This is a genomic window from Marinomonas profundi (genome assembly GCF_020694005.1).
Taxonomy (GTDB): domain Bacteria; phylum Pseudomonadota; class Gammaproteobacteria; order Pseudomonadales; family Marinomonadaceae; genus Marinomonas; species Marinomonas profundi.
Map to the genome: position 1 here is coordinate 3,049,170 of NZ_CP073013.1, position 13,757 is coordinate 3,062,926.

The following is a 13,757-nucleotide window of genomic DNA, read 5'->3' on the forward strand; positions in this document are numbered from 1 at the left end:
AGAACGTCCTTTTTTATTATTAATGTGATCGTACTTTTACTCTTTTAAAACGAAATATCCCGATGGTTATGTTTAAATAACCATGCTTCTTTAAACTTAATAAATTAAACTATTAAGTCGTTAAGATAGTATTAAGTGATTTGTCCGCGACAATCGCTTAATACTGAATTTTACTGGCTCGATCATTGCCGCATATCCCAATTTGCTCAATTATGAAATTTGATAATCAAGTTCACTTATTTGTTGATTGAGCGGGGTGCTTCATGGAGAGTGGTATTTTATGGTGAGCGTTATTTTTTTAAGGTTATGATTTAAAATAGTATTTTTTGTTTATGACGGTGCTCTAAGCAATTGTGATAAAAGTGGTTAGACGTTTTTGAAGACAAAACGGTGAAAAGGTGATTGGCTTTTTGTGTGTGAAATAACATAGCTGGAATGCAATATTACATAATTTTAATTTCATGCCCCATGTGGGAAAAAAGGTTTCATTCATCTAACGATTGAATGCTTTCTATAGTGCAATATTTAACAAAAAGAAAGCATCAGTGCTGGGTTGGTAAAGAATAGCGATATGATGATTAATATAAATAGATTTCATGTTTGGCTTATTTAAGGTGTTTGTTATATGGCAGTTTATAAAAACTCAAGTTTTACAGTGCCGCAACGGGTAGACGATTTACTGACGCGGATGACGCTGGACGAAAAAATTGCCCAGCTTGGGGCGCAATGGTTGATTTTGGCGCCGAATGGCGATCATCAAGACCGCGATTTTGAGATGGGAGCCCAAGGCGAGCGCAAGCCCATTGAGGCGCGTTTAAAGCATGGTTTGGGGCAAATCAGTCGCCCGCTCGGCACGCAAGTGATTAGCCCAAATGATGGCGTAAAAGCCTTAAACCAACTGCAAAAATACCTTGTCGAAGAAACACGCTTAGGCATTCCCGCCATGTCACACGAAGAATGTTTAGTGGGGTTAATGGCAAAAGATTCGACACTGTTTCCTTCTTCTCTTAACTATGGCCACACTTGGAATCCGTCATTAATTCACCAAGTTGCCCAAGTGATTGGCGAGCAGACTCGTCGTGTTGGGGCGCATCATGGCTTGGCGCCAGTACTGGACGTGTCTCGTGATGTTCGCTGGGGAAGAACGGAAGAAACGCTCGGCGAAGACCCTTATCATGTTGGTGTGTTAGCAACAGAATTTGTCAAAGGCTTACAAGGCGAAAAGCGCGATCTGCTGGCGACGTTAAAGCATTATGTCGGCCATTCTTTTAGTGAAGGTGCGCGCAATCATGCGCCCGTACACCTAGGTTTCAAAGAGTTAAACGACACCTTTATGTTGCCTTTTGAAATGGCGGTAAAACTCGGTAAGGCGGGTTCTTTGATGCCGGCCTATCACGATATTGATAATGAAGCTTGCCATGCTTCGCATCATTTATTAACCGAGGTGCTGCGTAATCAATGGGGCTTTGATGGCTTGATTGTGGCGGATTATGGCGGAGTAGAGTTATTGGCGAGCCATCATGGCATTGCTGCAGATAACGCCCATGCGGCGGCATTGGCGTTCAATGCGGGGCTGGATATAGAGTTGCCCGATGACGCTTGTTCTAGTCACTTAACCTCAGCATTGCAAAGAGGGTTGATTGATGAGCAAAAAATCGATGAAATTGTCACTCGTATCTTAACTGTAAAATTTGAAATGGGCTTGTTTGAAAACCCCTATTGCGATGAATCTCCGATCGACCTTCACAGTGATAAAGCCACCGAGCTTGCCTATCAAGTCGCGTTGCAATCGGTGGTGATGTTAGAAAACAACGCGGGCTTGCCTTTAAAAGCACAACAAAAAATCGCCGTTATCGGTCCGACAGCGGATGATCAATTGGCCTTGCTTGGCGGTTATAGTTTCCCCGTACACCTTATTTTGAGCAGCGTGGATGACAGCAGCAAGGTGTGTCCGACCATTTTAGAAGCGTTGCAAAACGAGTTCGAACAAGTCACTTACAGCAAAGGCTGCGATATTTTAACGCAGCGCCATGCCAATGCGCCGGTGTTTCCTGGCGATGTGGATTTGGCAATGAAGCAAACCATGACGTCGCCAGTGTCTCAAGATATCAGCCAAATCAAATCCGCGATTGAAACGGTCGAACAAGCCGATGTGGCGATTGTGTGTGTCGGTGACCTTGCTGGTTTATTCCAAACAGGAACCGTGGGCGAAGGGTCGGATACCGACAGTTTGGATTTGCCAGGCGTTCAACAGCAGTTAATTGATCAAGCGATTGCGACAGGTAAACCTGTGATTATTTTGGTGACGGGTGGCAGACCATACAACTTAAATGGCGCAGAAGAAAAAGCCGCTGCGGTGTTATTTGGCTGGGCTCCGGGTCAAGAAGGCGCAAGAGCCATTGCAGACATTATTGCTGGCAAGCAATCGCCATCAGGGCGATTAACACTATCGATTCCTAAAAATGCGGGCGCTGTGCCGTATTTTTATAACCATAAACTGAAAAGCGGTGGCACGCCCATTGCCTATCATTTTGGTTCGAAATATAACTTTGGTTATGGCCTGACATATACGGACTTTGCCTATCAAAACATGCAGATCGAAGACAAGCAGGTGTCGATTGAAGACGGCGTGATTCGCGTCTCCGTTGAACTTGAAAACATCGGTAATCGCTCGGGTTGTGAAGTCGTACAGCTTTATGTGAAAGATAAGCTGTGTTCCTTGGTACGGCCGATTCGTGAATTAAAAGGCTTCCAACGGGTCGAGCTGCCTGCCGGTGCGTCAACCAAGGTCGTGTTTGAATTGCCTGTCGATATGCTGAATTTCACCAATTCTGCTCATCAACGAATAGTCGAAGCGGGCGAGTTCGATATTATGATTGGTAAATCCGCCACCGATATTCTGTTCACACAAACGGTCGATGTGGTGGGAGACAATAGAGTGTTGCCGCAATACTGGAACATGCTTTGTCACTCTTACCACAAACCGCGTTAATTGCTCTGTGAAAAACGATGTGAGATGGATTGAAACGTTCATCTCACATCTCGGTTAACTTCCCATATCCCACTCTAATCTGGCCATTATCTCGGTATGGCCATTGGTTCTGCTCCCTTAGTTTTTGATGGTAGGAATAGTTTAGTAATCTGACTGGGCATGATGCCTTGAAGATCATTTATTTCCCGCGCTAAATTGATTTTTCGTGATGCTTCAGCGATTTCAATTAACGAGTCATTGATATGTGAGTGGCTTGTATGCGCTGCACTCCATGCTAAGACGTTCGCCAAATGCCAGATTTGTGTGGAGCCAGAATGGACCGGCGTAGGGAAGGTCATAATGTGCTTATTCACCATTTTTTGTACGGCTTGGCGACTCACTTTTAGAATTCCAGCAATATCAGAGACTCCAACTAGATCTGGGTTAGATTCAATCAATGTCGCATTGGGGATGGCGGATAAAACGTTTTCTATGGCTGATGTCATCGCATTGATCGCGCTATCGGATTGACGAGTAAAATCCAACGCAATTCTCCCTGAAACTCCCACACCAATAAGAGCATCATCGCAACCCGCTTCCATTAGAGCATCAATATAAAGCTGTGGATCGGTATTTCTAGTCGGTAACGCAAAGGTTAATGTGAACTCGTATTCTTTCATGATCTAACTCTCTTAATTGTTTCTCTGAAAAATGCAGTTATCGACAACTCTTCTAATCTGCTTGGCGTGATTGGCACTACTCTTAGGTGTGCTCCAAATACTCATTGAGCAAAATTCACCACATCGACAATCTTGGCTGTTATTCGGGCAGCGGAGTATTCCCCAAGCGTGTGCGCTAGATCCCGATGGCTTAATCGTCCAGCCTTTGCTTTCTGCAAAGTGAATGGCATCTTCAATCTCTTTTTTGGCGTGCTTTTTTCTATTCATTTAGCATCCTTGCTTTTTGAAAGTGTAGTTTGCAATACTATTAGTTGTCAAGTGACAACCTGTGGGGCTAGGTTTGATATTGTAGGATCATGCTACTGACTAATTTTAGTGTACGGTTTTCTTTCTCAATTTTCATCATTCACTGTCCTATTCAAAGCCGCCAGCTCGGCTGTCGTAATTTGTCATTCACTGGACGCTTCCAAGCATTAGGCTGGAAATTATTGTCTTTATTATCAGTCGCAACAGGTGGTTAATGCGCTTTTGTTTATCACGTTTATTTGTCTATGTAAGGAGCTGATCTGATGCAGCATTATTCAGGCTTTGGGTTGTTAAAGCACAGTTTTAGCCATCACGAAAATTGGCAGCGGGTGTGGCGTAATCCGACCCCGAAAAAGAAATACGATGTGATCATCGTCGGCGGCGGTGGTCATGGTTTGGCGACAGCGTATTACTTGGCAAAAGAGTTTGGTGTGACCAATGTCGCGGTGATTGAAAAAGGCTTTTTAGGAGGCGGTAACACGGCGCGAAATACCACCATTGTGCGTTCTAATTACTTGTGGGATGAAGCGGCGCATTTGTACGAGCACGCGATGAAGCTGTGGGAAGGTTTGTCACAGGATTTGAACTACAACGTGATGTTTTCGCAACGTGGCTGTTTGAACCTAGGTCATACCTTGCAAGACATGCGCGATATCCAACGCCGTGTAAACGCCAACCGTTTAAATGGCATTGATGGCGAAGTATTGGATGCACAACAAGTACAAGAAATTGTCCCTGTGTTGGATTGTTCTGATCGGGCGCGTTATCCGGTGCTGGGTGCGTCTTGGCAGCCTCGCGCGGGGGTGGCGCGTCATGATGCGGTGGCGTGGGGCTTTGCCCGTGGCGCCGATTCTCATGGGGTGGATTTGATCCAGCAAACCGAAGTAGAAGATTTAATCATTGAAGACGGCACTGTCGTTGGCGTGCGTACCGCCCGTTATGGCGAAATACGCGCTGACCGCGTGGGTTGTGTGGTGGCGGGTAATTCCAGTGTGTTGGCGAAAATGGCCGGTTTTGAACTGCCGTTAGAATCCCATCCTTTGCAAGCCTTGGTGTCTGAACCGATCAAGCCGATTTTGGATACCGTGGTGATGTCGAACCAAGTCCATGGTTACGCGTCGCAATCGGACAAAGGCGATTTGGTGATTGGAGCCGGTATTGACGGTTACAACGGCTACGGTCAGCGGGGTTCTTATTCCACTATCGAGCATACGATTCAAGCGATTGTTGAAATGTTCCCGGTGTTTAGTCGAGTACGCATGAACCGTCAGTGGGGCGGTATCGTCGATACGTGTCCAGATGCTTGTCCGATTATTAGTGAAACGCCGGTGAAGAATTTGTTTTTCAACTGTGGTTGGGGAACGGGTGGGTTTAAAGCGACACCGGGCTCGGGTCATGTATTTGCGGCGTCGTTGGCGAAGGGCGAAATGCACCCATTAGCGAAACCTTTTTCTATGTTTCGCTTTCATAATGGCGCGCTGGTGGATGAACACGGCGCGGCTGGCGTAGCACATTAAGCGGGCGAAGACCGAATAAAGGAGAGAAGTATCATGTTTCATATTTATTGCCCGTATTGTTGTGAATACCGCGAGGAAGAAGAGTTTCACGCGGCAGGACAGTCGCATATTGCGCGACCGTTAGACCCTGATGCTTGCACCGATAAAGAATGGGGCGAGTTTATGTATTTTCGCGCTAACCCACGGGGTATACACCATGAGCTTTGGGTTCATGCGGCGGGTTGTCGTCAGTATTTTAACATTACGCGTGACACTCAAACTTACGAAATCAAAGAAGTCTACAAGGTTGGCGAACAGCCAACTGTCGTGGCCAACAACGCCAAATAGAGGAGCGATACCATGACACAAGATTTGAGTAAGCAGTCTAATCGTCTCTCAGATGGCGGCCGTATTGATCGTTCGAAACCGCTGACCTTTACCTACAATGGCAAGCAATACAAGGGCTTCGAAGGCGACACCTTGGCGTCTGCTTTGTTGGCCAATGGCGTAGACATTGTTGGCCGTAGTTTTAAATACAGTCGTCCACGGGGCATTGTCGCCGCGGGTGCGGAAGAGCCAAACGCCATCATGCAAATTGGCTCGACTGAGGCGACGCAAATTCCTAACGTGCGTGCCACGCAGCAATCGCTTTACCATGGCTTGGTGGCGACCAGCACCAATGGCTGGCCAAACGTTGATATGGACTTAATGAGCTGGGTGGGCAAAGTCGGTGGGAAAGTCATGCCGCCGGGGTTTTACTACAAAACCTTTATGTACCCAAAATCCATGTGGGAAACCTACGAGTCTTATATTCGTAAAGCCGCTGGTTTGGGGCGCGCACCAAAAGAAAACGACCCCGACATCTACGACAAGATGAACCAACATTGCGACCTATTGATCGTTGGCGCAGGCCCAGCCGGTTTAATGGCGGCATTAACCGCCGCACGGGCTGGTGCGCGGGTGATTATCGCTGACGAGCAAAACGAATTTGGCGGCAGCTTGCTAAGCAGTACCGAAACACTGAATGGCAAGCCAGCAGCCGAATGGATCGCTAGCGTGGTGCAAGAATTAGCAGGCTTTGACGATGTCTTGATGCTGCCAAACTCGCAAGTAAACGGCTATCACGATCATAACTTCTTAACCATTCAACAACATTGTACTGATCAATTTGCGGATCGCGCGCCCAATGGTCAAATCGCTCAGCGTTTGCATCGCGTGCGGGCCAAATGGGTGGTCTTGGCAACGGGCGCCCATGAACGTCCTTTGGTATACGGTAATAACGATCTACCGGGTTGTATGGTCGCCAATGCCGTATCGACTTATATCAATCGTTATGGCGTGGCGCCGGGTAAAAACCTGGTGTTGATGACATCGAACGATAACGCTTATCGTACCGCGCTGGACTGGCACGATGCAGGGCGTAACGTGGTCGCGATTGTCGATTCTCGTAAGCATCCACAAGGTACTTTTGTGGAAGCAGCGCGAGACCGAGGTATTAGCATTCTTGTTGGTTCTGGTGTGATTGAAGCGCACGGCAACAAACGTGTTACTGGCGTTTCCATTGCGCCTTTAAATGAAGCGGGCGATGCGGTGGTGGGCTCTATTGTTAAAATGGCCGCTGACACGGTGGCAACGTCTGGCGGTTGGAGTCCGGTGATTCATTTGTCTTGTCACACTGGCGCTCGTCCTGTTTGGAACGACGACATTCTTGGTTTTACTCCGGGTGCGACCTATCAGAAACAGCTTACCGCGGGCGCAATCAATGGCGCGTTTACCACAGCGAAAGCCTTGTCTGAAGGTGCGAATGCCGCCTCTGATGTCTTGGCGCATTTGGGTTTAGCAAAGCCGGATGTGGCTTTGCCAGAAGCCGACATGATCGAAGAGGGCAAAGCCATGGCTTTGTTCCACATTCCACACACCAAGCCCACGTCAAAAGCGCCTAAGCAGTTTGTCGATTATCAAAACGACGTCACCGCCGCCGGCATTGAGTTGGCGTGTCGTGAAGGTTTTGAATCGATTGAACACGTTAAGCGCTATACCGCAATGGGCTTTGGTACTGATCAAGGTAAGCTGGGCAACATCAATGGTATGGCGATTGCAGCAAAAATGCTCAAGCAAACGATACCGCAAACTGGCACTACCATTTTCCGCCCGAACTATACACCGGTGACGTTTGGTGCGATTGCTGGACGCGATTGTGGCGCCTTGTTTGACCCAGAACGCTACACAGCAATGCACGCTTGGCATGTGGAACGCGGCGCAAAATTTGAAGATGTCGGTCAATGGAAACGCGCTTGGTATTACCCGCAAGGTAACGAGACCATGCAACAAGCCTTGAACCGTGAGTGTTTAGCTACTCGTGAATCAGTCGGGATTTTGGATGCGTCTACTTTGGGCAAAATCGATATACAAGGCAAAGACGCACGAGAGTTCTTGGGTCGCGTCTACAGCAACGCATGGGCGAAATTGGCCGTCGGTAAATGCCGCTACGGCTTAATGTGCGGGGAAGACGGCATGGTGTTCGACGATGGCGTGACTTCTTGTTTAGCAGAAAACCATTTCTTGATGACTACTACGTCAGGCGGCGCGGCGCGCGTATTGTCTTGGCTAGAGATTTATCACCAAACAGAATGGCCTGAGCTGGACGTGTATTTCACCAGTGTTACGGATCATTGGTCCACCATGACGATTTCGGGTCCGAATAGCCGTAAGTTGTTGGAAACACTGACTGACTGTGACGTTTCGAAAGAAAACATGGCCTTTATGGATTGGAAACCTATGACGGTGGCTGGCGTGCCAGCTCGGGTGTTCCGTATTTCTTTCACTGGCGAATTATCGTTCGAGATCAACGTTCAAGCCAATTACGGCATGCACGTTTGGAAGGCTTTATTCGAGCAGGGAAAAGCATTTAATCTAACGCCCTACGGCACGGAAACCATGCACATTTTGCGGGCGGAAAAAGGCTTTATTATCGCTGGCCAAGAGACGGATGGGTCTGTGCATCCGTTTGATTTAGGCATGTCTTGGGCGGTGTCGATGCAGAAACCCTTTAGCTTTATTGGTAAGCGAGGCATGCAACGGGAAGACTGTGTTCGAGCGGATCGTAAACAGCTGGTGGGTTTAAAAACCCTTGATCCAACAGTGGTTTTGCCAGAAGGCGCACAAGGCGTATTGGACCCGAAAGCACCGATTCCCATGCCGATGGTGGGTCATGTAACGTCCAGTTATTGGAGTGCGAATTTGAAGCGCTCTGTGGCCATGGGGTTTGTGAAAGGCGGCTTAGATAAAATGGGCGAAAAAGTCTTTTATCCATTGGCGGATGGTCGTGTTATTGAAGCGGAAATTTGCAGCCCAGTATTTTTAGATCCAAAAGGGGAGCGTCAACATGTCTGATCTCACAGTAGAAACAATGGAAGAAAAGTTGGTCACAAATCAATGCCCAACTGGCGCGATAGTTGGTGAAAGCCCTTTACACCATGCCGATCTTGCCAGTGTTGCCGAGCATGGCCCGCAAGAAGGCGGCGTGTACTTTCATGAACGCAAGCTGATGGGATTATTAACCTTGCGCTGTTTGCCATCGGCAGAGCAACTATCCCTTATTGAGTCTTTATTGGGTGTGGCGTTGCCAATGCAACCGTTGACGTCCGTCACGACGGAGGATTCACCAATAGGTAAGGTGTCTGTGCGCTGGGTAGGGCCTGATGAGTGGCTCATTATTGTCGACGGTGACAACGCGTTTGCATTAGAAAGTCGTTTTCACGAAACGCTGACAGGGCATTTTTCATTAGTCAATGTCAGCGGTGGAAACACCATTTTTGATGTGTCTGGCAGCCATGTGGTGGACATGCTGAAAAAGTCGACGCCAGTGGATTTGTACCCAAGTGAATTTCCCGTCGGCAAAGTCGTGTCGACGGTATTTGCCAAAAGCGGCGCGATGATTTGCCGAGTGGCGGAAGATCAATTTGAGTTAGTGGTGCGACGCAGTTTTGCCGATTATCTCTGGTTATGGATTCAAGACGCCAGTCGAGAATATGGTCTGGTGGTAAGAGCCTAGTTTTTCTCATTCATTTGTATTATTTCACGGCTTTGATTGGTTACTTTTAGTGGCCAATCTTTTTCGTGACGTAAAAAGCTAAAGACAATAAGAGACTATTTTATGAAATCAAACACCGCGCCTTGGATTTTTACCGCGAGCTGCCCAAGCATTATAGGAACGGTCGATGTCGTGACTCGATACATGGCGCAAGCCGGTAACTATATTGATGAAATCCACTCTTTCGATGACCGAGAATCGGGTCGTTTTTTTATTCGCATAGAGTTTTTACCACAGCATGCTGATTTTAGTGGGGAAGTGTTCAAAGCCGAATTTGCAGAACGCGCGGCAGAGTTTGACATGGACTGGTCGCTCACCGCACCAAACCATAAACAGAAAGTGGCCATCATGGTGTCGAAGTACGACCATTGTTTAAATGACCTGCTGTATCGTTTTCGCACCGGTCAGCTAAACATCGATGTCACAGTGATTATTTCTAACCATCCAGATTTAGAAGACCTCGCCAAATGGCACGGTATTCCGTATTACCACTTGCCGATTACCGCTGAGACGAAATTAGAACAAGAAGCGCAAGTGCGAGCGTTAATCGAACAATACGATACCGAATTGGTCGTGTTAGCACGTTACATGCAAGTGCTTTCGCCGGGCATGTGTGAATACCTTGATGGCCGCGCTATTAATATTCATCACTCTTTATTGCCTGGCTTTAAAGGCGCTCGACCTTATCACCAAGCATGGGAAAAAGGCGTGAAAATGGTCGGCGCAACGGCGCACTATGTCAACAACGACCTCGACGAAGGCCCGATTATTTCCCAAGGCATTCAAGTGGTTAACCACGCTCAATACGCGGAAGACCTAATCGCCAAAGGCCAAGACATCGAACGTGTTACCTTGTTCAACGCGGTAAAATGCCACGTGGAAAAACGCGTCTTCTTGAACGGCAAACGCACCGTGGTGTTTGGTGGCTAATCTGCTTATTTAAAAGTGGGTTGGTAAAAGCAAAAAGCCGTTCGGGGGAGCGGCTTTTTGCTTTTTTATCTTGTCAAAACGTATTCTGATAGCTTTGTTTTGATCTATCTATGATCTTGCTGCGTATAACTTCTTGATGGTTTTTTTTCTTAGGCACTCAAGGGGCCGGTTTTGACAATGAAAAAAGTGTGTGTGGCGCTGAGCTCTTTATTGCTGGTTGCCTGTACGAAAGTTGGGTTAGGTGTCGCTAATTTACCCCATACTTTTAGTGATACCAAAACGACCAAAGACATTGCCTATGGCTCTGAATCTTGGCAAAAACTGGACATTTATGTTCCGCCTCACGCTGCTGATGAATCTCTTCCTGTTATTGTCTTTTTCTATGGGGGAAGCTGGAAAGATGGCTCAAAAGATATGTATCCCTTTGTGGGAGAAGCGTTTGCGAAAAAAGGCTACATCACGGTGATTGCCGATTACAGCAAATATCCGCAGGTGAAATTTCCGCGCTTTGTTGAAGATGGTACCAAGGCGGTTGCCTGGACCTATCGACACATTGCAGATTACCAAGGTGACCCTGAGCGATTGTTTGTTGCTGGTCACTCGGCGGGTGCACACATCGGTGCCATGATTACGGCGGACAAACAGTATTTGCAAGCCGAAGGCTTAACGCCTTCTGTTATAAACGCCTTTGCGGGTTTATCGGGCCCGTATGATTTTGTACCTTACGAAGAAGATTATAGGGACATGTTTGGCCCGCCAGAAAATTACCCCAACATGCAGGTAACCACCTTTATCGATGGCAAAGAGCCGCCAATGCTGCTGCTTTGGGGCGCTGACGATACCATTGTGGGTAAAAGCAATATGGATAAACTCATCGCAAAAATTCACGCCGAGCAGGGCAGCGTTGAAAGCAAAATTTACGAAGGGGTTGGTCACGCCGCTATGGTCGCTGGCTTGGTTTGGTTTTTGAAAAGCAAAGCGCCGATTGTTGAGGACGTTGACGATTTCTTTCAGCGTCATCGTTAATTTGCATAAGCATTCCTTATGAAGATGATTGCCAATTCTGTGGTTAGAGTGTTTTTTACGAGGCGTTAAGTTTAGTATACTCGGCTCTTTCCCCCGACACGTTGCGAAGTACCCTTTATGACGGAAACCACTATGACGGAAACCAGTTTCAGCTTAGATTTGGCCGCTGAGTTAAAGGCCATTGTAGGAAATCAATACACCTTAACCGATGAAGATAAGACAAAGCCTTATAGTCAGGGTTTTCGTCTTGGTGGTGGCAAGGCGTATGCTGTTGTGCGTCCTGGCAGTTTGGTTGAAATCTGGAAATGTCTGCAAGCCTGTGTAAAAGCCGATGTGATTGTTATTATGCAAGCGGCCAACACAGGTTTAACCGGTGGTTCAACGCCCAATGGCGCGGATTATGATCGTCCTATCGTGATCATCAGCACCATGCGCATCGACGATATTCAGCTTATTGACCAAGGCAAACAAATCGTCGGCTTTGCGGGCAGCACCTTATTTGGCTTAGAAGACACGCTGAAACCTTACGGACGCGAACCCCATTCGGTTATTGGCTCTTCTTGCATCGGCGCGTCTATTGTGGGCGGTGTTTGTAACAACTCTGGCGGCGCCTTAGTGCAACGTGGCCCGGCTTACACCGAAATGTCGTTGTTTGCTCAAGTGACCCACGATGGCGAACTGCAACTGGTCAACAACTTAGGCATTGAGTTGGGCAGCGATCCAGAAGATATTCTCAACAACTTGCAGAACAAGACTTATCAAGAAAAAGACATTCAGTTCCCCGAAAAACGCGGCTCTGACAACGAATACCATGAGCGTATCCGAGATGTCGACGCCGATACGCCGTCACGTTTCAATAACGATCCACGTCGTTTGTACGAAGCATCCGGTTGTGCGGGTAAGCTGGCGGTATTTGCGGTGCGCATTGATACCTTTCCTATTCCTGAAAAGTACCAAGTTTTCTACATCGGCACCAACGATCCAGCGGTGATGGAACAAATGCGCCGCGATATGTTGTCGACCTTTAAAAACTTGCCAGTGTCGGGCGAATACATGCACAGCAGCAGTTATGACATCAGTAAAAAATACGGCAAAGACAGTTATTTGGTGATCGATAAGCTTGGCACCAAATACATTCCAAAAATGTTTGCCCTCAAACGTACAGTTGACCGTTGGGCTGGCAAAGTTAACTTTATGCCGAATAAGTTTTCCGACCGTATCATGCAATATGCGAGTCAGCTCTTCCCTAACCACTTGCCAAAACGCATGGAAGATTTTCGTGAAAAATACGAGCATCATTGGATAGTGGAAACCAGCAACGACGGTGTCGCGGAAGCGCAAACCTATTTAGACAACTTCTTCAAAAATAACGAAGGGGACTTCTTTGCCTGTACTAAACGCGAAGCCGACCAAGCCATCTTGCATCGTTTCGTCACTGGTGGTGCCTTGACGCGTTATCACATTATGAATGGCAAAGACTTGGGTTCCATCATGACCATTGACGTAGCGTTCCCGCGTAATGAGCGCGATTGGTTTGAAGTACTACCACAAGACATCGAAGATAAAGTCGCCGTTAAAATGTACTACGGACACTTCTTCTGCCACGTCATGCATCAAAACTACATCATGAAAAAAGGCGCCGACGCCAAAGCGGTGAAGAAACAAATTCTTTCCAGCTACGACGCCCGTGGCGCAGAATACCCAGCTGAGCACAACGTCGGCCATGAATACATGGCGAAACCCGCATTGCGCGAGTTCTATCAAAAAACTGACCCAACCAACAGCTTCAACTCCGGCATCGGCGGCACCAGTAAATTGAAAAACTGGCAAGCGCTGAACGACGAACACAAAGGCTGTGGTTGTCATAAATAAGCTTTAGAACAACAGAGAATGCAAAAAGCCGAGACTTTTCTGTTAAAGGTGTCTCGGCTTTTAGGTGCTTATTTAACGGCCGCGAATTGAGAAATTTCTATGTCTTGCCCGTCAGGGAATTTTGCGTGTATTTCTAGCTTGCCTCCCAGAGCTTCAATGTATTGATTTAATGTACTAATAAGTGCATCTGGACGATTTTCAATTTGAGAAATATTTGGCTGTGCAATCTTCATAAATCCTGCTAAATCTGCCTGATTGATACCTCTTTTTTTTCTGACTTCTGCAAGAGTCATTTCAGCAATAATGCCAACAGCTTTAGCTCTAGCCGCTGCTTGAACCTCTGGTTTAATTTTCTTTCGTAATTCGTTTATCGACTTAGCCAT

At 47.2% G+C, this 13,757-nt stretch carries 11 protein-coding genes; 8 read left to right on the forward strand and 3 right to left on the reverse strand.

Translation table 11 applies throughout. The features are described 5' to 3' along the window. The first annotated feature begins 625 nt into the window (after positions 1-625). Positions 626-2,992: a glycoside hydrolase family 3 N-terminal domain-containing protein gene (locus J8N69_RS14195; RefSeq protein ID WP_168823425.1), complete on the forward strand. Its 2,367-nt coding sequence runs from the start codon at positions 626-628 to the stop codon at positions 2,990-2,992. Between the two features lie 86 nt (positions 2,993-3,078). Here the strand turns inward: J8N69_RS14195 and J8N69_RS14200 are convergent, their stop codons facing one another. Together J8N69_RS14200 and J8N69_RS14205 are read right to left on the reverse strand one after the other, a co-directional pair. After that, positions 3,079-3,651 (reverse strand): helix-turn-helix domain-containing protein, encoded by a 573-nt coding sequence (locus tag J8N69_RS14200; RefSeq protein WP_168823427.1) that lies wholly within the window; start codon positions 3,649-3,651, stop codon positions 3,079-3,081. A gap of 12 nt (positions 3,652-3,663) precedes the next feature. Beyond that, positions 3,664-3,918 carry a hypothetical protein gene (locus J8N69_RS14205; protein WP_168823429.1) on the reverse strand — a complete coding sequence of 85 codons (255 nt, stop codon included), beginning with the start codon at positions 3,916-3,918 and terminating at the stop codon, positions 3,664-3,666. A 302-nt stretch (positions 3,919-4,220) separates the two neighbouring features. Between J8N69_RS14205 and J8N69_RS14210 the strand changes: the two genes are divergently transcribed. From J8N69_RS14210 to dld, 7 genes are all read left to right on the forward strand, one after another. Beyond that, positions 4,221-5,474 carry a sarcosine oxidase subunit beta family protein gene (locus J8N69_RS14210; RefSeq protein ID WP_168823430.1) on the forward strand — a complete coding sequence of 418 codons (1,254 nt, stop codon included), beginning with the start codon at positions 4,221-4,223 and terminating at the stop codon, positions 5,472-5,474. 33 nt (positions 5,475-5,507) lie between these two features. Next, on the forward strand, positions 5,508-5,801 hold the full coding sequence (locus J8N69_RS14215) for a sarcosine oxidase subunit delta (RefSeq protein ID WP_168823432.1): 294 nt from the start codon (positions 5,508-5,510) through the stop codon (positions 5,799-5,801). Positions 5,802-5,813: 12 nt separating this feature from the next. After that, positions 5,814-8,846: a sarcosine oxidase subunit alpha gene (locus J8N69_RS14220; protein WP_168823434.1), complete on the forward strand. Its 3,033-nt coding sequence runs from the start codon at positions 5,814-5,816 to the stop codon at positions 8,844-8,846. Further along, a complete protein-coding gene (locus J8N69_RS14225; RefSeq protein ID WP_168823436.1) occupies positions 8,839-9,507 on the forward strand; it encodes a sarcosine oxidase subunit gamma in 669 nt (222 codons plus the stop codon). Before J8N69_RS14220 ends, J8N69_RS14225 begins: the two co-directional genes overlap by 8 nt. Before the next feature lie 102 nt (positions 9,508-9,609). Continuing rightward, positions 9,610-10,476: a formyltetrahydrofolate deformylase gene (gene purU, locus J8N69_RS14230; RefSeq protein ID WP_168823438.1), complete on the forward strand. Its 867-nt coding sequence runs from the start codon at positions 9,610-9,612 to the stop codon at positions 10,474-10,476. Positions 10,477-10,653: 177 nt separating this feature from the next. Further along, a complete protein-coding gene (locus tag J8N69_RS14235; RefSeq protein WP_168823510.1) occupies positions 10,654-11,502 on the forward strand; it encodes an alpha/beta hydrolase in 849 nt (282 codons plus the stop codon). Positions 11,503-11,634: 132 nt separating this feature from the next. Next, on the forward strand, positions 11,635-13,374 hold the full coding sequence (gene dld / locus J8N69_RS14240; RefSeq protein WP_168823512.1) for a D-lactate dehydrogenase: 1,740 nt from the start codon (positions 11,635-11,637) through the stop codon (positions 13,372-13,374). Between the two features lie 68 nt (positions 13,375-13,442). Here dld and J8N69_RS14245 read toward each other — a convergent pair whose 3' ends face one another. Beyond that, on the reverse strand, positions 13,443-13,757 hold the full coding sequence (locus J8N69_RS14245) for an XRE family transcriptional regulator (protein ID WP_168823440.1): 315 nt from the start codon (positions 13,755-13,757) through the stop codon (positions 13,443-13,445).